This window comes from Lentzea xerophila (assembly GCF_051094245.1).
GTDB classification, from domain to species: Bacteria; Actinomycetota; Actinomycetes; order Mycobacteriales; family Pseudonocardiaceae; genus Lentzea; species Lentzea xerophila.
On record NZ_CP194934.1, the window covers coordinates 6,670,580 to 6,696,017 of the forward strand.

At 68.7% G+C, this 25,438-nt stretch carries 25 protein-coding genes and 2 tRNA genes; 18 read left to right on the plus strand and 9 right to left on the minus strand.

What is annotated here, in order from left to right; translation table 11 throughout:
• The first annotated feature begins 1 nt into the window (after position 1).
• The 8 genes from ACRSBM_RS31680 (at position 2) to ACRSBM_RS31715 (ending at position 10,291) form a co-directional block, all read left to right on the plus strand.
• On the plus strand, positions 2-871 hold the full coding sequence (locus ACRSBM_RS31680; protein ID WP_434448963.1) for a carbohydrate ABC transporter permease: 870 nt from the start codon (positions 2-4) through the stop codon (positions 869-871).
• A complete protein-coding gene (locus ACRSBM_RS31685) occupies positions 868-1,689 on the plus strand; it encodes a carbohydrate ABC transporter permease (protein ID WP_434448965.1) in 822 nt (273 codons plus the stop codon). Before ACRSBM_RS31680 ends, ACRSBM_RS31685 begins: the two co-directional genes overlap by 4 nt.
• A 32-nt stretch (positions 1,690-1,721) precedes the next feature.
• A complete protein-coding gene (locus ACRSBM_RS31690) occupies positions 1,722-2,828 on the plus strand; it encodes a glycoside hydrolase 5 family protein (RefSeq protein WP_434448967.1) in 1,107 nt (368 codons plus the stop codon).
• Between the two features lie 4 nt (positions 2,829-2,832).
• Positions 2,833-5,742, plus strand: coding sequence for an alpha-mannosidase (locus ACRSBM_RS31695; protein WP_434448969.1), 2,910 nt, complete (start codon positions 2,833-2,835; stop codon positions 5,740-5,742).
• Between the two features lie 3 nt (positions 5,743-5,745).
• The gene (locus ACRSBM_RS31700; RefSeq protein ID WP_434448971.1) at positions 5,746-6,645 is read left to right on the plus strand and encodes a glycosyl hydrolase family 18 protein; all 900 of its coding nucleotides are present in this window, start codon (positions 5,746-5,748) and stop codon (positions 6,643-6,645) included.
• A gap of 116 nt (positions 6,646-6,761) precedes the next feature.
• The gene (locus ACRSBM_RS31705; protein WP_434448972.1) at positions 6,762-8,267 is read left to right on the plus strand and encodes a PKD domain-containing protein; all 1,506 of its coding nucleotides are present in this window, start codon (positions 6,762-6,764) and stop codon (positions 8,265-8,267) included.
• Between the two features lie 12 nt (positions 8,268-8,279).
• Entirely contained in the window at positions 8,280-9,755 is a 1,476-nt protein-coding gene (locus ACRSBM_RS31710; RefSeq protein ID WP_434448974.1) for a PKD domain-containing protein, read from the plus strand.
• 359 nt (positions 9,756-10,114) lie between these two features.
• Positions 10,115-10,291, plus strand: a complete 177-nt coding sequence (locus tag ACRSBM_RS31715) for a hypothetical protein (protein ID WP_434448976.1) — start codon at positions 10,115-10,117, stop codon at positions 10,289-10,291.
• Between the two features lie 67 nt (positions 10,292-10,358).
• Here ACRSBM_RS31715 and ACRSBM_RS31720 read toward each other — a convergent pair whose 3' ends face one another.
• The 3 genes from ACRSBM_RS31720 to ACRSBM_RS31730 are packed head-to-tail and all read right to left on the minus strand — an operon-like array spanning position 10,359 to position 14,272.
• Positions 10,359-11,315, minus strand: a complete 957-nt coding sequence (locus tag ACRSBM_RS31720; RefSeq protein ID WP_434448978.1) for an ABC transporter substrate-binding protein — start codon at positions 11,313-11,315, stop codon at positions 10,359-10,361.
• A gap of 12 nt (positions 11,316-11,327) precedes the next feature.
• Entirely contained in the window at positions 11,328-13,250 is a 1,923-nt protein-coding gene (locus ACRSBM_RS31725; RefSeq protein WP_434448980.1) for an ABC transporter permease, read from the minus strand.
• Positions 13,250-14,272 (minus strand): quaternary amine ABC transporter ATP-binding protein, encoded by a 1,023-nt coding sequence (locus ACRSBM_RS31730; RefSeq protein WP_434448982.1) that lies wholly within the window; start codon positions 14,270-14,272, stop codon positions 13,250-13,252. Before ACRSBM_RS31730 ends, ACRSBM_RS31725 begins: the two co-directional genes overlap by 1 nt.
• A gap of 238 nt (positions 14,273-14,510) precedes the next feature.
• On the opposite strand from ACRSBM_RS31730, the gene ACRSBM_RS31735 reads away from it, so the two are divergent.
• Positions 14,511-15,449 (plus strand): ABC transporter substrate-binding protein, encoded by a 939-nt coding sequence (locus tag ACRSBM_RS31735; RefSeq protein ID WP_434448984.1) that lies wholly within the window; start codon positions 14,511-14,513, stop codon positions 15,447-15,449.
• Between the two features lie 9 nt (positions 15,450-15,458).
• Here ACRSBM_RS31735 and ACRSBM_RS31740 read toward each other — a convergent pair whose 3' ends face one another.
• On the minus strand, positions 15,459-17,240 hold the full coding sequence (locus tag ACRSBM_RS31740; protein ID WP_434448985.1) for a hypothetical protein: 1,782 nt from the start codon (positions 17,238-17,240) through the stop codon (positions 15,459-15,461).
• A 19-nt stretch (positions 17,241-17,259) separates the two neighbouring features.
• Here ACRSBM_RS31740 and ACRSBM_RS31745 point away from each other — a divergent pair, with 19 nt between their 5' ends.
• Entirely contained in the window at positions 17,260-18,021 is a 762-nt protein-coding gene (locus ACRSBM_RS31745; protein WP_434448987.1) for an alpha/beta hydrolase family protein, read from the plus strand.
• 46 nt (positions 18,022-18,067) lie between these two features.
• Here ACRSBM_RS31745 and ACRSBM_RS31750 read toward each other — a convergent pair.
• Positions 18,068-18,141 (minus strand) — tRNA-Pro (locus ACRSBM_RS31750).
• 62 nt (positions 18,142-18,203) lie between these two features.
• On the opposite strand from ACRSBM_RS31750, the gene ACRSBM_RS31755 reads away from it, so the two are divergent.
• The 6 genes from ACRSBM_RS31755 to ACRSBM_RS31780 all read left to right on the plus strand — a co-directional run bounded on the left by ACRSBM_RS31755 (position 18,204) and on the right by ACRSBM_RS31780 (position 20,785).
• A tRNA-Gly gene (locus ACRSBM_RS31755) sits at positions 18,204-18,274 on the plus strand.
• 605 nt (positions 18,275-18,879) lie between these two features.
• Positions 18,880-19,137: a hypothetical protein gene (locus tag ACRSBM_RS31760; protein ID WP_434448989.1), complete on the plus strand. Its 258-nt coding sequence runs from the start codon at positions 18,880-18,882 to the stop codon at positions 19,135-19,137.
• Between the two features lie 6 nt (positions 19,138-19,143).
• Positions 19,144-19,440: a hypothetical protein gene (locus ACRSBM_RS31765; RefSeq protein WP_434448990.1), complete on the plus strand. Its 297-nt coding sequence runs from the start codon at positions 19,144-19,146 to the stop codon at positions 19,438-19,440.
• Positions 19,437-19,928: a hypothetical protein gene (locus tag ACRSBM_RS31770; RefSeq protein ID WP_434448992.1), complete on the plus strand. Its 492-nt coding sequence runs from the start codon at positions 19,437-19,439 to the stop codon at positions 19,926-19,928. The genes ACRSBM_RS31765 and ACRSBM_RS31770 overlap by 4 nt, the downstream gene beginning before the upstream one ends.
• A gap of 65 nt (positions 19,929-19,993) precedes the next feature.
• On the plus strand, positions 19,994-20,329 hold the full coding sequence (locus ACRSBM_RS31775) for a VOC family protein (protein ID WP_434448993.1): 336 nt from the start codon (positions 19,994-19,996) through the stop codon (positions 20,327-20,329).
• A gap of 120 nt (positions 20,330-20,449) precedes the next feature.
• Complete coding sequence (locus ACRSBM_RS31780; protein ID WP_434448995.1) at positions 20,450-20,785, plus strand: histidine triad nucleotide-binding protein; 336 nt, start codon at positions 20,450-20,452, stop codon at positions 20,783-20,785.
• On the opposite strand, the gene ACRSBM_RS31785 is transcribed toward ACRSBM_RS31780, so the two are convergent.
• The gene (locus ACRSBM_RS31785) at positions 20,766-21,389 is read right to left on the minus strand and encodes an MBL fold metallo-hydrolase (protein WP_434448997.1); all 624 of its coding nucleotides are present in this window, start codon (positions 21,387-21,389) and stop codon (positions 20,766-20,768) included. The genes ACRSBM_RS31780 and ACRSBM_RS31785 overlap by 20 nt on opposite strands.
• Positions 21,386-22,060, minus strand: coding sequence for a 2-phosphosulfolactate phosphatase (locus ACRSBM_RS31790; RefSeq protein WP_434448999.1), 675 nt, complete (start codon positions 22,058-22,060; stop codon positions 21,386-21,388). Before ACRSBM_RS31790 ends, ACRSBM_RS31785 begins: the two co-directional genes overlap by 4 nt.
• An 18-nt stretch (positions 22,061-22,078) precedes the next feature.
• On the opposite strand from ACRSBM_RS31790, the gene ACRSBM_RS31795 reads away from it, so the two are divergent.
• On the plus strand, positions 22,079-22,546 hold the full coding sequence (locus ACRSBM_RS31795; protein ID WP_434449001.1) for a ribose-5-phosphate isomerase: 468 nt from the start codon (positions 22,079-22,081) through the stop codon (positions 22,544-22,546).
• Positions 22,539-23,339 (plus strand): Fpg/Nei family DNA glycosylase, encoded by an 801-nt coding sequence (locus ACRSBM_RS31800; RefSeq protein ID WP_434449003.1) that lies wholly within the window; start codon positions 22,539-22,541, stop codon positions 23,337-23,339. Before ACRSBM_RS31795 ends, ACRSBM_RS31800 begins: the two co-directional genes overlap by 8 nt.
• 79 nt (positions 23,340-23,418) lie before the next feature.
• Here the strand turns inward: ACRSBM_RS31800 and ACRSBM_RS31805 are convergent, their stop codons facing one another.
• Together ACRSBM_RS31805 and ACRSBM_RS31810 are read right to left on the minus strand one after the other, a co-directional pair.
• A complete protein-coding gene (locus ACRSBM_RS31805; protein ID WP_434449004.1) occupies positions 23,419-24,147 on the minus strand; it encodes a hypothetical protein in 729 nt (242 codons plus the stop codon).
• 57 nt (positions 24,148-24,204) lie between these two features.
• Positions 24,205-25,419: a GNAT family N-acetyltransferase gene (locus ACRSBM_RS31810; protein ID WP_434449005.1), complete on the minus strand. Its 1,215-nt coding sequence runs from the start codon at positions 25,417-25,419 to the stop codon at positions 24,205-24,207.
• Positions 25,420-25,438: the final 19 nt, after the last annotated feature.

Consider the following 25,438-nt stretch of genomic DNA (forward strand, 5'->3'; position numbering starts at 1 on the left):
CATGACCCATCGCCCGTACACGCCGTGGCTGTTCCTGGCCCCAGGACTGGCCATCTGCCTGGCGTTCGTCATCTTCCCGTTCCTGAACATGATCGTGCTCGCGTTCACCGACGCGAGCGCGCTGGGCGGCGGCCAGTTCACCGGCGTGGACAACTTCGTGCGGATGGTCCAGGACCCGAAGTTCTGGGCGGCCGCGCGCAACAGCCTGCTGTACATGGCGGGCGTCGTCCCGCCGCTCGTGCTGTTGCCGCTGCTGATCGCGATGCTCGCGCAGAAGGTCGTGCCGGGCATCGGGATCTTCCGGACGGCGTTCTTCACGCCGGTGATCGCGTCCACGGTCGTGGTCGGGCTCATCTGGACGTGGCTGCTCGACAGCCGCGGCCTGGTGAACAGCGTCGTGGAAGCCCTGGGCGGCACCAGGATCGGGTTCCTGACCGACTCGACGCTCCTGCTGATCAGCTCGATGGTGGTGACGGTCTGGCGCGGCCTGGGCTACTACATGGTCATCTACCTGGCCGCGCTCGCGAACGTGCCGAAGGACCTGCACGAGGCCGCGATGGTCGACGGCGCGGGGCCGATCAGGAGGTTCTGGTCGGTCACCGTGCCCAGCCTCCGGCCGACGATGGTGCTCGTCGCGGCACTGAGCGCGGTCAACGGGTTCCGCGTGTTCTCCGAGATCTACCTGCTGTCCGGCGGCACCGGCGGACCGGGCGGGGCGAGCACCACGCTGGTGATGCTCATCCAGTCGGTCGGCCGCGGCCTCACCGGCGAGGTCGGGTACGCCTCGGCGCTGAGCGTCGTGCTGTTCGTCATCCTGCTGGGCCTGCTGCTGGTCACCCTCAAGCTCAACCGCAGGGAGGACCAGCTGTGACGCGCGCGCACCTCTACCTGGCACTGCGCTACCTCGCGCTGCTCAGCATCCTCGCGATCAGCATCGGCCCGTTCCTGTGGCAGTTCGCCACGAGCATCAAGGGGCCGACCGAGGACGTCTTCGTCCCCGACTTCATCCCGGACGACCCGACGTTCGGCAACTACGCGGCCGTGGCCGACGTGGTGCCGGTGTGGTCGTTCGCGCTCAACTCCCTCGGAGTGGCGAGCGTCAACGTCATCACGAACTGCCTGGGCGCGGCCATGGCCGGCTACGCCCTGGCACGGCTCAAGTTCCGGGGCCGCAGGTTCGCCGCGGTGATCTTCGCCAGCAGCATCCTGGTGCCGTTCGAGGCGATCATGATCTCGCTTTTCCTGGTGATGCGCGGCCTCGGGCTCACCAACACGCTCACCGCGGTCGTGCTGCCCGGCGCGATCGCCGCGCTCAACGTCCTGTTGCTGCGCAACGCCTTCCTCGCACTCCCCGCCGAAGTCGAGGAAGCCGCGGTCATCGACGGCGCCAACGCCTGGCAGCGCTTCACCCGCCTCGCGCTGCCGTCGGTGAAGGGCACGCTGGTCGTGGTGGCGCTGTTCTCGTTCATGTTCAGCTGGGACGACTTCCTCTGGCCGCTCATCGTCCTGAGCGACCAGGAGAAGTACACGCTCACCATCGGTCTCGCGTACCTCCAGGGCACGTTCGTGCAGAACCAGCGGCTGGTGGCGGCGGGCACGATCATCGCCGTCGTCCCGCTGATCCTCCTGTTCCTGTTGCTGCAGAAGCACTTCTTCCGCGGAGTGGGAGAAGGCGCGATCAAGGGCTGACACCCCCGAGGAGCTCAACCTTGCGTTTCGGCGTGAACTACACCCCTTCCCAGGGCTGGTTTCACCACTGGCTCGACTTCTCCCTCGACGACGTGAAGGCCGACTTCGAGTCCATCTCGAACCTCGGCCTCGACCACGTGCGGGTCTTTCCGCTGTGGCCGGTGTTCCAGCCCAACCGCGGTCTGGTCCGTCCCCAGGCGGTCGAGCAGCTGGCCCAGATGCTCGACGCCGCCCACGAGACAGGCCTGGACGTGCAGGTCGACGTGCTGCAGGGCCACCTGTCGAGCTTCGACTTCTACCCGTCGTGGGTGCAGACCTGGCACCGCCGCAACATCTTCACCGACGCCGACGTGGTCAGCGGGCAGAAGTTCTACGTCCGCACGCTCGCCGAGGCGCTGCGGGAGAAGCCGAACTTCCTCGGCTTCACCCTGGGCAACGAGGTCAACCTGCTCACCGAGTCCAACCCCTGCACGCCCGAGCAGGCCGGTGAGTGGATCGACGCGCTCCTCGCCGAGTGCGAGAAAGCCGCACCGGGCCACCCGCACGTCCACTCCGAATACGACGCCGTCTGGTACGAGAGCGAGCACGCGTTCCTCCCGGAGCACGCGGCCAACAAGGGCGCGATGACGACCGTGCACTCGTGGGTCTTCAACGGCACCGCGCAGCGCTACGGACCGCTCAGCCCGGAGAGCGTCCACCACGCCGAGTACCTGGTCGAACTGGCGAAGGCGCACGCGAAGGACCGGCAGCGGCCCGTGTGGTTGCAGGAGGTCGGCGCCGCCCAGCCCGAGATCAGCGCCGAGCAGGCGCCCCAGTTCGCGGAGCAAACGCTTGCGAACGTGCTGACCTGCTCGAACCTGTGGGGCATCACGTGGTGGTGCTCGCACGACGTCGACCGTGCGTTGGTGGACTTCCCCGAACGCGAGTACGAGTTGGGGTTGTTGACGACGGAACGCAAGGTCAAGCCGCTCGGCGAGGCGATCGCCCGGATCGTGCGCGACGCGGTGCACGAGCCGGCCGGGCGCACGCCGATCACGCTGCACGGCGACCGGCCCTCGTGGGGTCCGGGCGGCGCTTTCTTCGACGAGTGGATGAGCCTCGCACGCGCCGGTGTGCGGGCCTCGATCGAGCTGGGGTGAACAGGTGCACGACGAACGCGCGCTACTGGAAGAACGACTCAACCGCACGCTGAAGGAACGCATCCGCCCGGCCGTCTACGGCGAGACCGCACCACTGGAACTGGCCGTCTGGACCGTGCCGGACGAACCCGTCCCGGTGGCCGAGGCCCTGGCTGCCACCTACGCACCCGCGAGCGTCGGCGACGCGTGGGGCGCACCGTGGAGCACGAGCTGGTTCCGGCTGACCGGCACCGTTCCGGAGGAGTGGCGGGGCAGGCAGGTCGAGGTCGTGCTGGACCTCGGCTTCACCCATCCCGGTCCCGGCTTCCAGTCCGAGGGCCTCGCCTACACCGCTGACGGACTGCCGATCAAGGGAATCGAGCCGCGCAACACCTACCTGCCCGTCGACGGCTCGGAGGTGCTGTTCTACCTTGAAGCCGCCGGCAACCCGACGATCCTCGACTTCCACCCGTTCCTGCCGACCCCGCTGGGCGACAAGGAGACCGCGGGCACCGAGCCGTTGTACAAGATCCTCAAGGCCGAGCTGGCGGTGTTCCAGCCGCAGGTGTGGCACCTGATGCTCGACATCGAGGTGCTCCAGTCGTTGATGAAGGAACTCCCGGGCCACGACCCGCGCCGCCACAAGGTCCTGCACGCGCTGGACCGGGCGATGGACGCGCTGGACCTGAACGAGGTCGCCGCGACCGCTGACCTCGCCCGCGCGGAACTGGCCGGCGTACTCGCCTTGCCCGCCAACGCCTCAGCTCACAAGGTCTCGGCGATCGGCCACGCGCACATCGACTCCGCATGGCTGTGGCCGCTGCGCGAGACCGTCCGCAAGTGCGCGCGCACCTTCTCGAACGTCACGAAGCTGATGGACGAGTACCCGGACTTCTACTTCGCGTGCTCGCAGGCGCAGCAGTACGAGTGGATGAAGGAACACCACCCGCACGTGTGGGACCGCGTCCGCGAGAAGGTCCGCAGTGGACAGTTCGTGCCGGTCGGCGGCATGTGGGTCGAGTCGGACACGAACATGCCCGGCGGCGAGGCGATGGCCCGCCAGCTCGTGCACGGCAAACGCTTCTTCCTCGACAACTTCGGCGTCGAGACCGAGGAGGTCTGGCTGCCGGACTCGTTCGGCTACAGCGCCGCGCTCCCCCAGCTGATCAAGCTGTCGGGCTCGCGCTGGTTCCTCACCCAGAAGCTCTCGTGGAACCAGATCAACAAGTTCCCGCACCACACGTTCTGGTGGGAGGGCATCGACGGCACGCGGATCTTCACGCACTTCCCGCCCGTCGACACCTACAACTCCTCGCTGTCCGGCGAGGAGCTCGCCCGCGCTTCGAGGCAATTCGCCGAGCACGCCAAGGCCTCGCGGTCCCTGGTCCCGTTCGGCTACGGCGACGGCGGTGGCGGCCCCACCCGCGAGATGATGGAGACCGCGCACCGCGTCGCGAACCTCGAGGGCTCGCCGACCGTCCGCGTAGAGCCACCACGCGAGTTCTTCCAGGCCGCGCAGGACGAGTACCCGGACGCGCCGGTGTGGGCGGGCGAGCTGTACCTGGAGAAGCACCGCGCCACCTACACCACGCAGGCCAAGACCAAGCAGGGCAACCGCCGCAGCGAACACCTGCTGCGCGAGGCCGAGCACTGGTCCGTGGCCGCCGCTCTCGCCGGCCACGAGTACCCGTACGACGACCTCGACCGGTTGTGGAAGACCGTGCTGCTGCACCAGTTCCACGACATCCTGCCCGGCAGCTCGATCGCCTGGGTGCACCGCGAGGCCGAGGCCACCTACGCCCGCGTGGCGTCCGAGCTGAAGGCCCTGACCTCCCGGGCCATCGACGCGCTCAAGGGTGACGGCGACGACGAGCTGACGTTCGACGTGCTGGGCGGCGACGCACCCAGGCCCTTCGTCGCTCCGGTCGACGGCGTGCTCGACAACGGCCGCCTGCGCGTCACGATCGACTCCGAGGGCATCGTGCTGTCGGTCCTCGACCTGGAGGCCGGCCGCGAGGTCCTGCCGCCGCACGGGTTCGCCGGCATGCCGCAGCTGCACCGCGACAACCCGAACCAGTGGGACGCCTGGGACATCGACCCGTTCTACCGCAACTGGAAGGCCGACCTGATCCCGTCCGAGCGCGTCGACGCTTCCGACGGTGTGGTCGTCCGGGCGAAGTTCGGCGACTCGGTGCTCACCCAGACCATCCGGCTGCGCGAGGGCGCCAAGCAGCTCGACTTCGACACCGAGGTCGACTGGCAGGAACAGGAGAAGCTGCTCAAGATCGCGTTCCCGCTGGACCTGCGCGCCGAGGTCTCCACGGCGGAGACCCAGTTCGGCCACCTGCACCGCCCGGTGCACACCAACACCTCGTGGGAGGCCGCGAAGTTCGAGATCTGCGCCCACCGCTACCTGCACGTCGGCGAACCCGGCTACGGCGTCGCGGTGGTCAACGACTCGACCTACGGCCACGAGGTCACCCGCACCACCCGCGACGACGGCGGAACCACCACGACCGTGCGCCTGTCCCTGCTGCGCGCACCCAGGTTCCCCGACCCCGAGACCGACCAGGGCGAGCACCGCTTCCGCTACGCCCTCGTGGTCGGCGCGGGCATCCCGGAGGCCATCGACGCCGGGTACCGCATCAACCTGCCGCCGCAGTCCGTCCGCGGCTCGAACGCACCGGAACCGCTGGTGCGCACGAACAATCCCGCGGTCAGGGTCGAGGCCGTGAAGCTGGCCGACGACCGGTCGGGCGACGTCGTCGTCCGGCTCTACGAGGCGCACGGCGGCCGTGCCCGCGCCTCGATCAGCACCTCCTTCGCCCACCGCGGCATCCAGGAGACCGACCTGCTCGAACGCCCCCTGGCCGACGCGTCCGCCGAGGTGGTGCTGCGCCCGTTCCAAGTGATCACCCTGCGATTCACGAGGTAGCGCATGAAGAAGCTGTTCCTGGCCCTGCTGCTGGTGGCGCTCGCCGCGCCACCGGCCCAGGCGGCCACCCAGAAGCGAACCGTCGTCTACTACCAGACCCAGTACAGCAACGGCGCGACCGGAACGTACGTCTCGTCGAAGCCCCTGGTCGACCGCAGTACCGGCGTCACGGACGTCCTCGTCGCCGCGATCCACCTCAACGACAACAAGGTCGTCCACCTCAACGACCACCCGCCGTCGCACTCGCGGTACACGCGGATGTGGCAGGACCTCGCCGCGATGCAGGCCCGCGGCGTCAACGTGATCGGCATGGTCGGCGGCGCCGCGCCGGGCTCGTTCACGAGGCTCGACACCCGCTTCGACGAGTACTACCCGTTGTTGCGGGACACGATCCGCACCTACAAACTCAACGGCGTCGACCTCGACGTCGAGGAGCGGATGTCGATCGCAGGCATCCGCCGCGTGATCGACCGGCTGAAAGCCGACTTCGGCGCGAACTTCATCGTCACGCTCTCGCCGGTCGCCTCGGCCCTGTGGGGTGGCGGCAACCTGTCCGGCTTCAACTACGAGGAGCTCTACCGCAGCCACGGCTCGAAGATCGCGTGGTTCAACGGCCAGTTCTACAACGGCTGGGGCAACGCGGGCAGCACCGCGCACTACGACCAGATCATCAACCGGCGGCTGATCCCGGCGAACAAGGTCGTGCTCGGCACGCTCACCAACTCGGCCAACGGCGGGTCGGGTTACGTCAGCATGTCGACCCTCAGGAACACCGTCACGAGCCTGAAGAACAAGTACGCCAACTTCGGTGGTGTGGCGGGCTGGGAGTACTTCAACTCGCTGCCCGGCGGCACCGCGCAGCCGTGGCGGTGGGCAGCGGACGTGACAGCCATGCAGAAGTAGGCCGAACGGCGCAATTCGGGCGGGGTGTGCAACGAGCACCCCGCCCGTTGCGATTAAGGCCGGGGTACCTCCGGCCAGTGGGCTCGAGGTTCTGGGGACTTGGGGGGGATTTTCGCATGCCTTCTTGCAGATCACTGGCGGTCGCGGCCGCCGTGCTGATGGGGGTGCTGGTGCCCGGCGTGGCACACGCGGCACCACCGTCCAACGACGACTTCGGCGCGTCGACGACGATCACCGCCCTGCCGTACTCGGTCGAGCAGGACACGACCGAGGCGACCAAGGCGGCCGACGACCCGTACGCCTGCCAAGGTGACGGCCTCACCGGTTCGGTGTGGTTCACCTACACCGCGACCGAGAACGGCCTGCTGCGCCTGAAGACCGAGGGCAGTGACAGGGACCTGCACGTCACGACGTTCACCGGTGAGCGCGGCGACCTCAAGCAGGTCTGGAATCCCATGTGGGACGGCTGCACCACCAGCAGGACCACGCCGATCACGTTCCCCGCGACGGCCGGGACGACGTACCACTTCATGGTCAGCGGCAACGGCACGCCCGGCGGTGCGCTGAAGCTCGCGCTCGACCGGATCGCTCCGGTGGCCAACGACGACTTCGCGAACGCGCGGCCGGTGACCTCACTGCCGTTCAGCGCGCCCAAGCCGGACTTCACGCTCGCGTCGGCCGAGCCGGACGAGCCGGCACCGACGTCGTGTTCCGGCAGCCAGGGCCTGCCGTCCGTCTGGTACGCGTTCACGCCGACGCGGACGCAGTCGCTCGTGGTCAAGATGGACGCGAGCGGCGGCGGTCCGTACGGCGCCGTCTACGAGGGCACGTCGCTACCCGAGCTGCGGATGCTCGCCTGCGTCACCGGCTACCACTACAGCGGCAAGGCCGTCGGAGTCACCGAGGGCAGGACGTACTACATGCAGGTCACCGGCCTCAACGACCGCTACCCGTCGCCCGCGACGCTGCGGCTGTCCGAAGCGGCCCCGTTGCAGACCGAGCTCTACGGCTCGTCCGAGGAGCGCCCGCTCTACGAGACCATCGGGTTCTCGGTGCGGCACAACAACTCCTACGAAGCGCCGGTGACGACCTCCTGGGACTTCGGTGACGGCACGACCGCGCCGCCGAGCACGGAGACGAGCCAGCAGCACAAGTACGCCAAGGACGGCGAGTACACCGTGACGGTGAACTCGACCTCCTCGGACGGCCGCACCAGCAGCGACACCACCGTGGTCAAGATCAAGACCCACGACGTCGGGATCACCAGGTTCGCGGTGCCCAGCTCGGCCAGGGCCGGACAGCAGAAGACGATCACGGTGCAGGTGGCGAACACCAGGTACCTGGAGAAGCCGACGGTCACGCTCTACCGGTCGGACGGCGACTCGTGGGAACAGGTCGGCCAGCTGTCGATCGAGGTGCCGGCACACCCGACCCGCAAGGTGAACTTCCCGTTCGCCTACACCTTCACCCCGGAGGACGCCGCGATCGGCAAGGTCACCTTCCGCGCCGTGGTCCTGCCGTGGCCGACCCAGGACGCCCGTGAGCAGGACAACGAGGTGATCGCGATCGCGACCACCGTGCATCCCGCCGCCACCGTCGCCGCCGCCGCGCTCACGATCTGACCTGGGGGAATCATGAGACAGCTCACCAGACTGCGCCTGGCCGCGGTGGCCGTGGCGGCGCTGACCACGTTCGCACCCGGCGTCGCCCACGCGGACACGCCGGCCAACGACGACGTCGACGGCGCCACCGAGATCACCGCGCTGCCCGCCACCACGACGGTCGACACCACCGGTGCCACCAAGGCGTCCGACGACCCGAGCATCTGCAACTACCAGAGCTACCACTCCGTGTGGCTGCGCTTCACCGCGACCGCGGACGGCTTGGTCAAGCTGTCCAACACGAGCGAGCGGTACGCCACGTTCTACGGGGTCTTCACCGGCACGCGCGGCGCGCTCACGCCCGTCCCGGGTGCCTGCACCACCCCCGGTGAACGGGAGAAGACGTTCAGCGTCAAGGCGGGCACGACCTACCACCTCGCCGTGGTCGAGCACTACTCCGGCTACCCGGGCCCGGTGACGCTGGCGATGATGTCGGTGCGCGCCGCTCCGAACGACGACCGGGCCGCGGCCGCGCCGATCACGTTGCCGTCGCGGATCGAGGGCGACCTCACCCGCGCGACACCGGAACCGGGTGAGGTGCCGCCGAGCTGTGACGCGACCGCGACCCAGTCGCTCTGGTACAGCTACACGGCGACGCGTTCGCGCTGGGTCAGCCTGTCCGCGTACTACAACTCGATCAGCGTGCACCGCGCCACCGACCCGTCCGAAGTGGACTGCTTCCCCTCCGGCGGCAACTCGAACGGCTCGGTGTTCGCGGCGACCGAGGGCGAGACGTACCTGGTCCGGGTGGCGCGTTCCGCGCGGGAGGCGGCGACGTTCTGGATGGACGTGGAAGAGGCCGCGCCGATCAGGCCGACCGCCTCGAACAGCCGCTACCAGCCCTCGGCGCTCGACAACCTCTCGTTCCAGATCTCCTCGGGCGACCCGCACGGCAGGGACGTCACCAGCGGAGTGATCGACTTCGGCGACGGCACCACGAAGAACTACGTGGCGTACGAGGAGGTCCGGCACCAGTACGCGCGGGACGGCGTGTACACGGTGACCATGACGGGCTCGACCCGTGACGGCCGCACCGGCACCGGTACCTCCACGGTCACGATCGACACGCACGACGTGTCGGTGGCCGCGTTGTCGGTGCCGTCCTCGGTGCGGGCGGGTCAGACCAAGCCGATCAAGGTGTCGGTCGCGAACACGCGGCAGACCGAGAACGTCCGGGTCACCCTCTACCGGGTCAGCGAGACCGGTGGCTACGACGAGCAGATCGGTCAGACGGTCCAGCGGGTGGCGGCATCGCCGACCGGCAGGGTCGACTTCCCGTTCGCCTACACCTACACCGCGAAGGACGCGACGCTGGGCAAGGTGACGTTCCGCGCGGTCGCCGCGCTGGAGAACTGGAACCTGCGCGAGGCGAAGCCGGACGACAACGAGGCCCGTGCCACCACGGCCACCGTCCGGCCCGCGGCCAGTGCGAGCGCTCTGGTCAACTGATAGGTCCTGGCCTCTGAACAGGGGCCAGGTGAGGCGCCCGCCGGGATTGTTCCTGGCGGGCGCCTCGTCTGTTTCGTCGCAGGTGAGCGTGTAGCCGGCGAAGCGCGGCAGGCTGACGCGTCCGCCTGCCGCGACTGATCACGCGCCGAGCGGGCCACCCGTCCGTACCGCCTGAGAGGCACGGCCACTGGCTTGCCCCTTACCCCGCCGATCGGACCCGTTTCGCCCCTGCCTCAGCGGCCGGGTAAGGGGTCCTGCGGCGGTTGCCTGGGTGATCGCCCGATGTAAGGGGTCACCCCTCAGGAGCAATCTCATCGTTGTCAGCAAGACCGAGTGAGAAGCACTGAGGAGTGAGTCAGATGGAGTGGACGCCCGAAGCGATCAAGGCGGAGATGGACTACCGGCAGGAAGCCCTGCGGGAGGACGCCCGCCGGACCCGCGAGTACTACCTCCACGGCGGGAAGCCGCGTTCGTGGTGGCACCGCATGACACACCGCCACGAGCCTGAGGTTTCCGCCGGACAACAGGCTGCGTGATGCCGGGGGTAGTCGTAGGGGGTGTGGTCCCTCTCGTCCAGGAACCACACCCCCTACGGCTCATGCGCTACGCCTTGGCGGGCAGCCACGCCTTGATCTTGTCGGCGTTGGCGTCCGCCCACTTCTTGGCGGCGTCCTCGGGCTTCATCTTGTCCTCGGCGATGTACTTCGCCACGGTGTTCTGGTCCTCGTTGGTCCACTTGAAGTTCTTGACCAGCTGGAAGGCCGGGCCGTTCGCGTCGGCGAACTTCTTGGACACGATCTTGTCGAGGTCGTAGTCCGGGTAGTCGCAGGCGACCTTCTCGGCGTCGGCGTCACAGCCGGCCGTGTACGGGGGCAGCTTCACCTTCTCGAGCTTGACCTCGTTGAGCAGCCACTGCGGCGAGTAGAAGTAGCCGATGACCCACTTCTTGTCCTTCTCCGCCTGGCGGAAGGCCTGGATCAGCGCGGTCTCGCTGCCGCCGTAGACGACCTTGTAGTTGAGGTTCAGGTTCTTCACCAGAGCCTCGTCGTTGGTCACGAACGACGGGTCGCCGTCGAGCAGCTGGCCCTTGTCGCCGGACTCGGAGGTCTTGAACTGCTCGGCGTACTTGTTGAGGTTGTTCCAGTCGAGGATGTCGGGGTGCTCCTTGGCGAGCCACGGCGGCACGTACCAGCCGATCTGGCCCTTCACCCCCGTGGAGCCCGCGCTGACGGCGGTCTTCTGCTCGTCGATGTACTTCTTGCGCAGGTCGTCGTGGCCCCAGTTCTCGACCACCGCGTCGACCTCACCGGTGCCGAAGCCCTGCCAGGCGACCTCTTCCTTGAGCTCCTTCTTGGTGACCTTGCACCCGAGCTCCTTCTCGGCCACGTACGCGAGGACCGCCGCGTTCGCCTCGTAACCGACCCACGGGTTGATCGCGAGGTTGAACGTGCCGCAGTCGCCGGTCGCACCCGTAGAGGTGTCACCGACCTTGGCGCCACCGCAACCAGCAAGGGCGAGTGCTCCGACGAGCACTGCTCCCAGCACGCTGTGCCTAGCCACTTTCCGAACCTCCTAGTTGGTCCACCGCTTGGCTGCCGCCTGGGTGAGGCGGTCGAGCATCACGCCCAGCACGACGATCGCGACACCGGCCGCGAGCCCCTTGCCGTAGAGCTGGCCCTGTGAGAACCCGGCCACCACGTCGTAGCCGAGCGCGCCGGCGCCGACGAGACCGCCGACGACGACCATGGAGAGCACGTAGATCAGCCCCTGGTTGGCCGCGAGCGTCAACGCGCCGCGTGCCATCGGGAGCTGCACCTTCACGATCGTCTGCCACGAGCTCGACCCCAGCGCCGTGGACGCCTCGACGGTCGCGGGCGACACCGCGCGGACCCCGTCCGCGATGATCTTGATGGCGACCGGGGCGGCGAACACCACGGCCGCGATGATCGCGGTGAAGCGCGACGCGGAGAACAACGCCAGGAACGGCACGAGGTACACGAACGCGGGCATGACCTGTCCCGCGTCGAGGATCGGCCGGACGAACCGGTCCACCCGCGTGCTGCGTCCCATCCAGACACCGACGACGATCCCGAGGAGCATCACCAGGATCGTGGCGACCAGGGTGGACGCCAGCGTGATCATCGAGTCCTGCCACAGCCCGGTCGCGATCAGCAGGCCGAGGCACGCGGCGGAGACCACCGCGCTGCGGACACCACCGATCAGGAACGACAGCGCCACGATCACCAGTGCCACCAGGAACCACGGCGACTCGGCGAGCAGGGCCTGCAGCGGGTTGATCAACGCGAACGTGACGAAGTCCTTGAAGCCGCCGGTGATCACCGGCAGTGAGTCCTGCACCCACTCGGTCACGGCCGTCGCGCCCTGCCGGATCGAGCTGCCGATCTCCACGTCCGACTGGAACTCCGCCGCCCACAGGTAGGTGTAGGAGAGGTACACGCAGACGCCCGTGACGCCGAGTCCGCCGAACAGCGCCCAGCGCGGCAGCTTGCGGCGCTCGGTGGCGCCGGTCGTCACGCGGTCCAGCACGATCGCCAGCACCACGATCGCGAGGCCCGCGTTGAACGCCGTGCCGACGTCGAGCGTCTGCAGCGCCTTCACGACCGTCTTGCCGAGACCCGGCGCGTCGATCAGCGCGGCGATCGTGACCATCGACAGCGCGGCCATGATCGTCTGGTTGACGCCGAGCACGATGGTCTTGCGCGCGGACGGCAGCAGCACCTTCGTCAGCGTCTGCTTCCGCGTCGCGCCAAGGGACTCCGAGGCCTCGACCGTGGTGCGTGGCACCGAGCGGATGGCGTGCGCGGTGATCCGGATCGCGGGCGGCGCCGCGTAGATCAGCGTGGCGATCGTCGCGGAGGCGGGACCGATCAGGAAGAACAGCGTCAACGGTGCCAGGTAGACGAACGTCGGCATCGTCTGCATGAAGTCGAGCACCGGCGTCACGACCCGGTTGGCCCGATCGGACAGTCCGGCCCAGATCCCCAGCGGGACGCCGAAGAGCAGTGAGATCGTGACCGCGGCGAGCGTCAGGGACAGGGTGTCCATGCTCTCCTGCCACAGCCCCTGCAGGCCCAGGAACACGAAGCCCGCGACGGCGAGCAGCGCGATCCGCCAGCCGGCGACCGCGAGGCTGACGAAGCCCGCGATCGCGACCACGCCGAGCCAGCCGATCACCGGCACCGGCCGGCCGAACGACGGCTGCGCGATCAACGCCTGGATGAAGGTCACGAACTCGTCGATGACGAGCCGGATCTCGTTGAAGAAGTAGAGGAACACCGGGTTGGAGTTCCTGGACGCGCCGACCGCGTCGTTGACGCTGTTGACCCATCGGTGCAGCGGGGTGAGCGCGGAGGCATCCAGCGGCAGCGTCCCGACGTTGCGGAACACCAGCCACAGCACCAGCCAGGCGAGCACGATCCCCGCGACGATGAGGGGTTTGCGCGGTAGCTGCCGTGGGGCGGCGACGGCGACCATCACGCCTCCCCGGCTACGACCCCGAGGATCTCCTCGTCCGCGACGACACCGAGCAGTTCGCCGTCCCGCACGACCTTCACCGGCTTGTCGGCACCGAGCACGCTGCGCACCGCTTCCCGCACAACGGTTTCCGGCGACAGCTCGGGTCCGTCCAGCTCGTCGTCGGGACGGGGCGGCCGCATGATCCACTTCAGCGTCAGCACGTTCGAGCGCGGCACGTCCCGCACGAAGTCGCGCACGTAGTCGTCCGCGGGCGCGCCGACCAGCTCGTCACCGGTGCCGACCTGCACGACCTTGCCGTCGCGCATGATCAGGATCCGGTCGCCGAGCTTGAGCGCCTCGCTCAGGTCATGGGTGATGAAGACCATCGTCTTGCCGACCTCGCGGTGCAGCCTGATCACCTCGGACTGCATGTCGCGCCGGATCAGCGGATCGAGCGCCGAGAAAGGTTCGTCGAAGAACAAAACATCAGGATCGCCCGCGAGTGCGCGCGCGAGGCCGACGCGTTGCTGCATACCACCGGACAGCTGGTCCGGATAGGACTTCTCGTAGCCCGTCAGGCCCACCAGGTCGATCACTTCCTGGGAGCGCTCCCCGCGTTTCGCGCGCGGTACCCCGCGGATTTCCAGCCCGTACCCGACGTTGTCGGCCACAGTCCGGTGCGGGAGCAGTCCGAAGTGCTGGAACACCATGGAGAACTTGTTCCTGCGCAGCTCGCGCAAGCGTTTGGCGTCCGCCTCGAGAATGTTCTCGCCTTCGAACGTGATCGTGCCCGCGGTCGGTTCCACGAGCCGCGTGAGACAGCGGACCAGTGTGGACTTGCCCGACCCGGACAGGCCCATGACCACGAACATCTCCCCCGGAGCGACGTCGAAGTCCACTCCGCGCACGGCCGCGACGGCACCGGTGCGGTCCATCAGTTCCTGCCGTGACAACGATTTCAGCTCGTCCGACGCCGCCACTTGGGACGCGTTGGGGCCGAACACCTTCCACAGGTCCCTGACCGAAATCACGGGATCCACGCCAAACCACTCCGACCTGTTGCGGACTGCGCACACCGTTCCTCGATGCGCGACAGCATTGACCTTCACACGGGTACGGTCAAGGGGCGATACAAAGTCGATCCTTTGTGGACAACCAATCATCCCACGACTTGACGTCATCTGATCGATGGGGAAAAGCTGAACGAAGCGGTCTCCTGTAACCGCTCGTCCCCTCGACGAGGAGCTGTTCGTGCAAGCCCCCAGAATCGCTCTGGCAATGACACTCGTGTTGACGGTTGCCGGATGTGGCAGTGGATCGACGGCGTCACCGCGCTCCAGTTCGGCAGCCCCGACCGAGCCTTGCGGCTCCGTCACCATCGCGGTCAACCCGTGGGTCGGTTACGAGGCGAACGCGGCCGTGGTCGCGTACCTCGCCGAGACGCGGCTCGGCTGCAAGGTGACGAAGAAGGAGGTCGACGAACAGACGGCCTGGCAGGGCCTCGACTCCGGCGAGATCGACGTGATCCTGGAGAACTGGGGTCACGAGGACCTGAAGCAGAAGTACATCGAGGAGAAGCGCACCGCCGTGCGGGTGGGCCCGTCCGGCAACAAGGGCGTGATCGGCTGGTACGTGCCGCCGTGGATGAAGAAAGAGTTCCCGGACATCACGAACTGGCAGAACCTCAACAAGTACGCGGACAAGTTCAAGACCGCGGAGTCCGACGGCAAGGGCCAGGTGCTCGACGGCGACCCGTCGTTCGTGACCAACGACGAGGCACTGGTCAAGAACCTGGGCCTCAACTACAAGGTCGTCTACGCGGGCAGCGAGCAGGCGCTGATCAAGGCGTTCCGCCAGGCCGAGGAGAAGAAGACGCCGCTGATCGGCTACTTCTTCGAGCCGCAGTGGCTGCACCTCGACATCGAACTGGTCAAGGTCGACCTGCCCGCCTACACGGCCGGCTGCGACGCGGACGCGACCAAGGTCGCCTGCGACTACCCCCGCTACGAGCTCGACAAGATCGCGTCCAAGAAGTTCATGGAGTCCGGCGGCCCGGCGGCCCGGCTCGTGAAGAACTTCCAGTGGAGCAACGACGAGCAGGACACGGTCGCGTCGTTCATCGCGAAGTACAAGATGTCGCCGGACGAGGCGGCGAAGCGGTGGATCGAGGCCAACCCGGACCGGGCCGAGGACTGGCTCACGAAGGCCAAGCCGTAACTTTCGTCCTCACTGCCTGCCCCGGGACCACCACTTCTCGTCGGGCCCGGAGATGTCCTCGACGCTCAGCCGGCGAACCGACCCCGCCCGCCTGAGCCGGGCCACCAGCTGGTCCTCCCGTTGCGCGAGCCGGCGGTAGATCTCCACAGCGGAGGTCTCCTGCCGGCTCTGCTGTTCTCCGCGCCGGTCCTGCCGCAGCCTTTCGACGGTGCGCCAGTTCCCGAGGAACTCGAGCGTGAGGTCCACGACGGCCTGCCCGGCGTGGGCGGTGAGGGTGTCGGCGGGCGAGGCGAACCGGCCCGCGTGGAACGCCAGGTTCCTGGTGACGTAGAGCCACTCCAGCACCGCTGCGGCGGTGTCCTCCTGCTCGCGCAACCAGTCCGCCAGGAGCTTCGAGTCCGCGAGCCTCGCGCGCCAGAGCTCGGTGAGGTCCTGAACGAGTCCGCCCTCGTTCTCGGCCAGCGCGGTGACCGCGTCCTGGGCGGCCCGCAGCCGGTCGTCCGGGCGGTTGTGGCCGACCAGCACCTCCAGCCACGCGTCCACGGACTTCAGGTGGTGCTTCACGCCGGTGGTCGGCACCTGCGCGTCGAGGGGCCCGCGCAGCTCGGTGTCGTGGTTGGTGACCACGACGTGCAGGCTGATGAGGTGCTGCCGCAACATCTGCAGCGCACACGCCTTGGCCAGCCACGCGATCTTGCTCGGGTCGAGCCCGGTCGCCTCCAGCGCACTCCACGCGAGCCCGGCGCTGGCCATCGGCGCGTCGACCTGGCGGGCGAGGTTCGCCACCCGCATCGCACTGCGCAGCTCGGCCGGCCAGTAGGCGGTGAGCGGGTAGGCGTTGTTGACCGTGCGCTGGTGCTCGGTTCCACGCGTGACCCGTCCGGCGGGGCTGCTGACCTGCCAGACCGGCGCGATGTGCAACTCGGTGAGCCGCTCCCCCGCCGCATACTGGTCGAGCACCTCGTTGAGGATCCTGCGGCCCCTTTGCGCGGCCGTGTGCACGTCCGCGGCCTCGACCGGCAGCCGCACCAGCACCGACGAGCCGTCGACCGCGCCGGCCAGGAAGTCGTCCTTCGGCAACCTGTTGCGGTGCAACGGCTCCTGCCGCGCCTGCGGCAGCAGCTCGTCCAGGTGCCGCAACACCCGCGCGCCCCGCACGACGAACGCCACGACGTGCCTGCGCCGTTGCGGCCACAGCACCTCCCCGAGGTCGGCGCCGGGCTTCTTCAGCCACCGCAGCAGGTCCGCCCGCAGCTGCCTGCCGTCGCGGCCGTGTACTGCCACGACGACCGCCACCTCGGCGATCATCCTGGCGCGCAACGGAAGTTCGACACCGTTCCACAGTGGAGTGACCCACTTCCGCACGGCCTTGCGCAACGCCCGCGGGTCGAGCTTCGCGGCAGCGGCGGCCGTGACCTGAGGATCGAGCTTCTGGCCGTCGGCCGCGATGGCCGCGTCGACCTGCACGAGGATCCTGCGGGCCTTGGCGAGCTCCAGCCCGCCACCGTGGGCGTAGGCGGGCTTGGCGGCGTCCATGCACGCGATCGAGGTGGCGATGATGCGACGCAACAGGTTCCACCGCGGCTGGTCCTCGGTCGCGTGACTCTCCAACGCGGTCTGCGCACGGGTGACGGCGAGAAACGCGCTGTTGAGCCCCGCCACGTGCTCACCGAGATGCGCGTCGGGGTCGAGGGCGCGCAACACACCCTGCAGCAACGCCCGTTGCCCGCGATCGAGCTTGGCGTCGTCGAACGCCTGCCGCAGCCGGGCGTCGAGGTACTGGTAGCGCACGTGACGCACGATAGAGGGCATGGACAACCGGAAAGCGGTCTTCACGGGCACGAACGGCCAGGCACTCGCGGGCCGGCTCGAACTCCCCACGGGCGACGTCGTGGCGACCGCCGTGTTCGCGCACTGCTTCACCTGCGGCAAGGACTCGGTCGCGGCCACGCGGATCTCCCGCGAGCTGGCGGCACGCGGCGTAGCGGTCCTGCGCTTCGACTTCACCGGCCTCGGCCAGTCCGGCGGCGACTTCGCGAACACCACGTTCACCTCCAACGTCGACGACCTCGTCTGCGCGGCCGGCCACCTGCGCGACACCATCGGCGCCCCGAGCGTCCTCATCGGACACTCACTGGGCGGTGCCGCCACACTGGCCGCAGCACACCGCATCCCGGAGGTACGCGCCGTCGTGACGATCGGCGCCCCGGCCGACACGACCCACGTGGAACACCTGCTCGGCTCGTCCAAAGCGGAGATCGAGGAACACGGCGTCGCCGAGGTCCTGCTGGCCGGACGACCGTTCCGGATCAGCAACGGCTTCCTGCACGACATCAACCAGCACGACCAGACCGCCTGCATCGCCGGCCTCAACCGCGCGCTGCTCGTCATGCACTCCCCGCAGGACGACACGGTGGGCGTCGACAACGCCAGGCTCATCTTCGACTCGGCCCGCCACCCCAGGTCGTTCGTCTCCCTGGACGGCGCCGACCACCTGCTGACCGACCACGCGGACGCCACCTACGTGGCCGAGGTGCTCGCGGCGTGGGCGAGCCGGTACCTCGCTCGTTGAATGCGAAAACCCGCAGCGATGAGTCGCTGCGGGTTTCGTCAACCGATCGGGGCGACAGGATTTGAACCTGCGACCCCCCGCTCCCAAAGCGGGTGCGCTACCAAACTGCGCCACGCCCCGGTTGTACGTAGCTTACCGCCACCCGCTAAAGTAGTGATCGCAGCCCCACACGGGGCCGCAACGCGGGCGTAGCTCAATGGTAGAGCCCTAGTCTTCCAAACTAGCTACGCGGGTTCGATTCCCGTCGCCCGCTCGCGGCCGAGGCCGACCTATGTCTGCGGAGAGCGCAGACCTTGGTCGGCCTCTCGGCTTTTTTCTGGGGGCCGAGCCCCCAGACCCCCACGCCGGGGCCCGCCCCCGGACCCTCATCCCCCAGGTCGCCTTGCCGGAATCCCCTTGCCTTGGCCCCGCCAATGTTCCGGGCGCGGCCGAGGCCGGCCATGTACTGCGGAGAGCGCAGACCTTGGTCGGCCTCTCGGCTTTTTCCTGGGGGCCGAGCCCCCAGACCCCCACGCCGGGGCCCGCCCCCGGACCCCCATCTCCCTGGGTCGCCTTGCCGGGATCCCCTTGCCGCGGCCTCACGAAGCCCTGCTCGCGGCCGAGGCCGACCTATGTCTGCGGAGAGCGCAGACCGTCTCGGCCTTTTCTTGGGGGCCGGGCACCAAAGCCCCTCCCCCGGCCCCGGCGGATATCGGGCTGGACCTCGGGCGTCCATCCAGGACCCGCGCGCATTGGGCACCCACGCCGCGCGGGCGTGGGTTGTTGGCGGCTGTCATGTTGTTGGCATGGTTTTGGCGTCGACTGGTTTGTCAAACGTCAATACGCTGCTCCTCACCGTGAGTGAGGAGCATCACGTCAATGCCGCAGATCTTCATCAACTACCGCTCGTACGACGAGCCCACCACGGCGGTGCTCGTGCACCGTGAGCTGGCCGCTCGGTTCGGTGCTGACGAGGTGTTTCTCGGCAGCACCGCCATCCCGTCCGGCGCCGACTTCACCCGCGCGCTGCTGACCGGGGTGCGCACGGCGCGGGTGCTGCTGGCGATCATCGGCACGCGTTGGCTGGCGGCGCCGGACTCCCGTGGCGGCCGGGCGCTGGACCGGCCCGACGACTGAATGCGGGTGGAGATCGCGGAGGCGTTCCGCTGCGGCGTCACCGTGATCCCGGTACTGGTCGGCGAGGCGTCGCGGCTCACGGACGTGCCGCTGCCGTCCGACATCGCCGCGCTGGCGCGGTGCCAGTACCTGCGGCTGCGCGCCGATGACGCGGAGTACGACCTGCGCCGGATCGTGGACGAACTGGAAGGGCACGGCCTGCGCAAGAAGCCCGCTCGGCACAGCGACGTGACGATGCGCGCCCGCGCGTCCGGGCACGGCAGGGTGTACCAGGCCGGTGGAGATCAGGTGATCAACGAATGAACATGCGCGGGCGGGCGTCCGGGCGCGGGCGCGTCTACCAGGCACACGGGGACCAGCACTTCCCAGGGAACCACCAGCACCAGCACGACTACGACGAGACCGGCATCAACGGGCTCTTCCACGGCCGTGGTCCGGGACGGCTCGTGATCGTGGCCGGGATGGCCATCGCCGGCTTCGGGTTCGTGGGATGGGCCTCGATCGTGTTCGGGTTCTGGCACCGCCACGAGGCGCCGGCGGACATGGGGTCGATGCTCGGCACGGTGCTGCCGTCCGGGCTGCCGGTGGGTGTCGTGTACTTCATCGGCTTCGGGCTGGGGGCCGTGCTGATGAAGGTGGGCTCCTCGATGGCCAAGGCATCGGCGAGAAACGGCGGCTACCTGGGCCACCTCATGGTCACCGTGGTGCTGCTGGCACTCGTCGGCGTCGCCGCCGCGGCGGTGCTGTCCGGCGCCACCTGGGACGCGGTGGCCCCCGACTTCACGCGCTGAACCTGGCCGCCGCACGGGATCTGACACGCTACGGGCTCGGCGAGCACCCGTGGAGGCGTCACACCATGCGGCTGGAACAGATCGTGATCGACAGCAACGACCCGAGCCGGCTCGTCCGGTTCTGGGCGGAGTTGCTCGGCGGTGAACCGGTGAACCGCGAGCTCGGCTGGGCGCACGTCGAACCGCCGGGTGGCGTGCGGATGTCGTTCCAGCCGGTGCCGGAGCGCAAGGACGTGAAGAACCGGCTGCACCTCGACTTCGAGGTCGACGACATCGAGGCCGCGGTCGTGAGGGCGACGAGTCTCGGGGCGTCGCGCGAGGGGCTGGTCGTCACGGACGAGAAGGGCAGCTTCCAGGTGATGCGGGACCCTGAGGGCAACGAGTTCTGCTTCGTCCACTGAGAACTTGTGGGATCGCGAGGACCACCAGCGGCACGCCGATCGCGAAGCTGATGAGACACCGGACGGGCAAGAAGAACAGAGTCCAACGCAACCAACAGGCGGTACCAATACGATGCCGGTGTGACCGATTGCCTGTTCTGCCGCATCGTCGCGGGCCAGATCCCGGCGACCGTGGTGGCGGAGACCGACACGACGCTCGCCTTCCGCGACATCGACCCCAAGGCGCCCACGCACCTCCTGGTGATCCCCAAGGAGCACCACAGGGAGATCGGCGACGTCGACCCGGTGCTCGCGGGGCAGATCCTCGCCACCGCGCACCAGGTCGCGAAGGCCGAGGGCATCGACGAATCCGGCTACCGGCTCGTCTTCAACACCGGCAGGGACGGCGGCCAGACCGTCTTCCACGTGCACTGCCACGTCCTGGGCGGGCGCGGCCTCAGCTGGCCCCCGGGCTAGCCGGGCCGGGGATGGCCATCTCCCGCACGAACCGCGCGTCGACCGGGTCGCCGTGGCCCGGCACGACGATCCGCGGGTTCAGCTCCAGCACCCGGTCCAGGACGGCACGCCAGTTCGACGGCGTCGCGTCCGGACCGGCCTGAGCGGGAGCGCCCTGCTCCACCAGGTCGCCCGCGAACACCACCCCGGCGTCCGGCACGTGCACGACCACGTCGTGCGAGGTGTGCGCCGGGCCGAAGTGGTGCAGGTCGACCCGGCGGCCACCGACGTCCAGCGTGACGAAGTCGCGGAACGTGTGCGTGGGCGCGATCAGCCTGCCCTCGAACGGTTCCGCGTAGTACTTCGCGCGGTCCTCGAGCAGGCTCTCGTCCACCGAACAGTCCTCGTGCGCCCACACCTCGCACGGCAGGAACGCCTCGGTGGCCAGCACGTGGTCGAAGTGGTTGTGCGTCAGCACGATCCGCGACGGGCGGACCTCGCGCGCGAGCGCCGGGTCCATGCCGGAGTCCACGAGCAGCAAGTCGCCCGATCCGGTGATGAGACCGAGCGTGAGATCCAGCTCGGTGTGCCGCCGGACGAACACTCCGTCCGCGATCTCGATCACCGCAGCACCCCGTCGACCAGCATCGGGACGGCGGTGCTCACCCCGACCTCCACGGCCAGGTCCACGTCGGCGGCGTGCCCGTTGCCGATCAGCTCCCGGCCCGACCCGCACGCTCTCACCGCGGCGGCGACATCGGTGTTCCGGAACGCCGTGGCCGCGAGCAGCGCCTCAGGCGAAGCCGTCCCGTCCAGCGCGGCCAGGACCGCCCCCGCGCCCAGGTAGTCCTCGACGCACGGCCGCAACGGCCCGAACTCGCGCGGGCCGGAGCGCAGGATGTCGAGCCCCCACCGTTCGCCGCCGGGGACGACCCCGATCGTCTCTCCCAGCTCAGCGGCACGCGCGGCCACCGCCGAGGCGTTGCGCAGGCAGGCCGCCAGCACGTGGGCACCGGTCTCGGCCGCCAGCGCGCACAGGTTCGACCCGTTCGGCGACGGCAGCTCGACCAATCCCGTGCTCCCGACGAGTGACGCTGGTCGCAGCGTCTTCCCGGAAGCAGGCTTCCACCGCGACGGCCGGACCTGGCCGCCGTTGCCGACGACCAGGTCGACGGACGTCGTGAACGACAGCACGTCGACGACGATCAGCACGTCACAGCCCCGCAGCGCGGTGACGCCGTCGGGCCCCCACTCCAGCCTCAGCTGGTACCCCTCCTGGCTGAACACGCCGACCATCGTGTCAGACTCCGTGACGTGCGCGTTTATCTGGCAGCAGACCACGCTGGCTTCGAGCTGAAGTCCCATCTGTCCATGGCTCTCAAGGAGCAGGGTTACGAGGTCGTCGACGTCGGCGCCCACGAGTACGACGCCCAGGACGACTACGTCTCGTTCTGCACCGACGCCGCCGAGCGGGTCGTCGCCGACCCCGGCAGCCTCGGAGTCGTCATCGGCGGTTCGGGCAACGGCGAGCAGATCGCCGCGAACAAGGTGAGGGGCGCCCGCGCCGCGCTGGCGTGGAACATCGCCACCGCGCAGCTCGCCCGCGAGCACAACGACGCCCTGCTCGTCGGCATCGGCGCTCGTCAGCACACCACCGAGGAGGCGACCGAGATCGTCTCGGCGTTCCTGAAGACGCCGTTCTCGGGTGAGCCGCGGCACCAGCGCCGCATTGATCTGGTCAGCGCCTACGAAAGCAGCGCTGACGAGAACAAGCGTGCCTGAGGGTCACACGCTGCACCGCCTCGCACGGCTGCACCAGCGCCGGTACGCGGGCAAGCCCGTGGCCGTCACGAGTCCACAGGGACGCTTCGCGGCGTCCCTCGTGGACGGCCGCAGGCTCGTTCGCGCCGAGGCACACGGGAAGCACCTCTTCCACGTCTACGGCCCGGACGCGATCGTGCACGTCCACCTCGGGCTCTACGGGACGTTCACCGAGTCGCCGCTGCCGGTGCTGCTACCAGTGGGCCAGGTCCGGATGCGGATGGCCGGCGAGACGCACTGGACCGACCTGCGCGGCCCGACCGCGTGCGAGGTGCTGAACTCCGCCGAGGTCAAGACGATCCGCGAACGGCTCGGGCCCGACCCGTTGCGCAGGGACGCCGACCCGGACCGCGCCTACGAGCGGATCATCCGGTCGAAGCAGCCGCTGGCCGTGCTGCTGATGGACCAGAAGATCCTCGCGGGCGTCGGCAACGTCTACCGCGCCGAGGTGCTGTTCCGGCACAACGTGAACCCGCTGCTGCCCGGCGACAAGGTCAGCCGCGAGCTGTGGGACACGATCTGGGACGACCTGGTCGTGCTGATGAAGGACGGCGTGAAGGTCGGCCAGATCAACACCGTCCGGCGCGAGCACATGCCCCGCGCCATGGGCCGTGCACCGCGCGTGGACCGGCACGGCGGTGAGGTGTACGTCTACCGCCGCGCCGGGGATCCGTGCCTGATCTGCGGCACCGGGGTCCTGACCACGGAACTGGCGGCGCGCAACCTGTTCTGGTGCCCCGCCTGCCAGCCCTGAGGATCGACTCCGGAAAAGGGGTGGCCAGGGGTTTTGGGGTGCGGCTGGAAAGTGCTCAGTTCGTGAGCACTTTCCGCGGCTAGAAGTCGAAGCCGCCGCCCATGTCACCGAAGTCGAAGCCACCGGTGTCGCCCATGTCGGCGGCACCGCCCATGTCGCCACCGAGGTCACCGGCACCCATGTCGCCCATGCCGTAGTCGCCGACGCCGTGCATTCCCGAGAACATGGCGTCCATCAGCAGGAACGTGCCCATGCCCCACGCGCCGGCCACGAGCGCGGGCTTCCACCACGGCTCGGAGTACCAGCCACGCGGCACCGGGCGCCCGGCGACCATCCCACCGGGGTAGTAGTAGGGCGTGCCGGAACCGGACTGCGGCGACGCGGCGTACTGGTGGCCCTCGACCATGACCTTGCGGTCCTCGCTGACGGCACCCGCCTGCTTCTGCCCGGTGATCTCGGGCAGCGCGGGGCCGGGGTCCATGCCCATGGCCTCACGCGCCGCCCGCACGTAGTGCAGGCCTTCCATCGCGGTCTGGGTGACCAGCCGGGCCTGCGGGATCGTGCGGGCCTGCTCCATCTGCGAGCCGGCGGCGGTGAAGCGCTCGGACGCGTCCGCCATCGCCTGCGTGGAGGCCGTGTTGCTGCCGGTGAGGCTCATCACCTGCCCGCCCAGCCGCTCGACCCAGCGGCGTGCCTCCGCCTTGGCGTCGTCGAGCTCACGCGCCTTGCGCGCGTTGCTCTGGCTGACCAGGTAAAACACCCCTGCGACCAGCAGTACCAGCACTACAACCCACACGATGGTGCCCACGGCATTACCTCCCACGCCAGGTAAACCGTCAACGAGCAACCACAGCCGTGAGTTCCGTCAGAACACCTCCGGACAGTGCGGCTCACACGTGCCGAGGAACGCCAACGTCAAGGCATCCACGTGACCGGGCGTGTGCTCGACCACGCGGTGTGCTCGTTTGAGCACGGAAAGCCGTACGCCACCGAGGAAAGCACTGCCGAGCGCGGCGACGTCGAGCGACACGTCCGCAGGGTCCTCGGTACGCGCCACGACCGCCTCGCCGTTCTTGACGGTGAGGCGCCAGCGGCCGGAGTTCCACGGGCAGAAGGAGTCCTCGACCTCGATCACACTGTCCACATCGGACGAATAGCGCCGCAGCGGCAGCGCGCGGCCGACGTCGACGATCCGCAACCACAGCGCGTCAGCGAGGTCACGACCCACCTTCCGCGGGTCGTCGACCATGTGCAGGATCGGGTCGTCGGCGGCGGTGTAGAAGGAGATCTCCGCCGCCAGGTCGATGTCCAGGAGGAACCGGTACAGGTCCGCGTACGCCTGCTCGGACTCGCACACCAGTTCCTTCACGTGCAGCTGGTTCTGCGGCCCGCGGGGGCCACCCCCGGCCTTGACCCGGAACACCACGTACCCCTCGGGGTGCAGGCAGTACCGGAAGGAGGTCAGGCCGTCGCGATCGGCCTCGCGGTCGGCGAGCTGCACGTCCCAGGTGGCGTCGACCCTGCTCAGCCAGCCGACTCGCGTGCGACGCACCCGGTCGTGCACCTCACGCATGAACGGCAGCGCCTCTTCGCGGGTGACCTGCCGGATCCGGGTGTCGCTCACCGGGACGCCGGGGTGAAACGCCATCCGCGTCGGCATCGTCATCCGGTTGAAGCTGCTGGCCAGCTCGCCGTAGCCGAACCGGCGGTAGATCGACCCCTCGGACGCCCAGAGGATCGCGATTGGTTCGCCGTTCTCGTGCATGCCGTGCAGCTGCGTCTTCATCAGCAACGACGCGACGCCCCGCCGTCGATGGCCTGGTTTGACGGTCACGACGGTCACGGCGCCGACCGGTGCCTGAACGGTGCCCGGCACGGTCATCTCCCGGCTGAGGATCCCCGCGGTGCCGATGATCTCGTCACCGTCGAGGACCACGTGCGTGCGGTCGTTCTCGAGGATCTTGAGCCACTTGCCGTCGACGTTCTCGGGGTCGTCGAGGAACGCCCACGCCATCACCCGCCGAAACTCGGGAAGGTCGGATTCGGTGATGATCCTGATACTGAGCGCCGGGTCAGCCATGGCAGCAGTGATACAACGC

Coding starts and splice junctions, on each gene's coding strand:
- ACRSBM_RS31810 (WP_434449005.1), bottom strand. CDS start 25,419: ATGGCTGACCCGGCGCTCAGTATCAGGATCATCACCGAATCCGACCTT.
- ACRSBM_RS31775 (WP_434448993.1), top strand. CDS start 19,994: ATGCGGCTGGAACAGATCGTGATCGACAGCAACGACCCGAGCCGGCTC.
- ACRSBM_RS31715 (WP_434448976.1), top strand. CDS start 10,115: ATGGAGTGGACGCCCGAAGCGATCAAGGCGGAGATGGACTACCGGCAG.
- ACRSBM_RS31680 (WP_434448963.1), top strand. CDS start 2: ATGACCCATCGCCCGTACACGCCGTGGCTGTTCCTGGCCCCAGGACTG.
- ACRSBM_RS31745 (WP_434448987.1), top strand. CDS start 17,260: ATGGACAACCGGAAAGCGGTCTTCACGGGCACGAACGGCCAGGCACTC.
- ACRSBM_RS31705 (WP_434448972.1), top strand. CDS start 6,762: ATGCCTTCTTGCAGATCACTGGCGGTCGCGGCCGCCGTGCTGATGGGG.
- ACRSBM_RS31735 (WP_434448984.1), top strand. CDS start 14,511: ATGACACTCGTGTTGACGGTTGCCGGATGTGGCAGTGGATCGACGGCG.
- ACRSBM_RS31700 (WP_434448971.1), top strand. CDS start 5,746: ATGAAGAAGCTGTTCCTGGCCCTGCTGCTGGTGGCGCTCGCCGCGCCA.
- ACRSBM_RS31710 (WP_434448974.1), top strand. CDS start 8,280: ATGAGACAGCTCACCAGACTGCGCCTGGCCGCGGTGGCCGTGGCGGCG.
- ACRSBM_RS31770 (WP_434448992.1), top strand. CDS start 19,437: ATGAACATGCGCGGGCGGGCGTCCGGGCGCGGGCGCGTCTACCAGGCA.
- ACRSBM_RS31725 (WP_434448980.1), bottom strand. CDS start 13,250: ATGGTCGCCGTCGCCGCCCCACGGCAGCTACCGCGCAAACCCCTCATC.
- ACRSBM_RS31760 (WP_434448989.1), top strand. CDS start 18,880: ATGCCGCAGATCTTCATCAACTACCGCTCGTACGACGAGCCCACCACG.
- ACRSBM_RS31790 (WP_434448999.1), bottom strand. CDS start 22,060: ATGGTCGGCGTGTTCAGCCAGGAGGGGTACCAGCTGAGGCTGGAGTGG.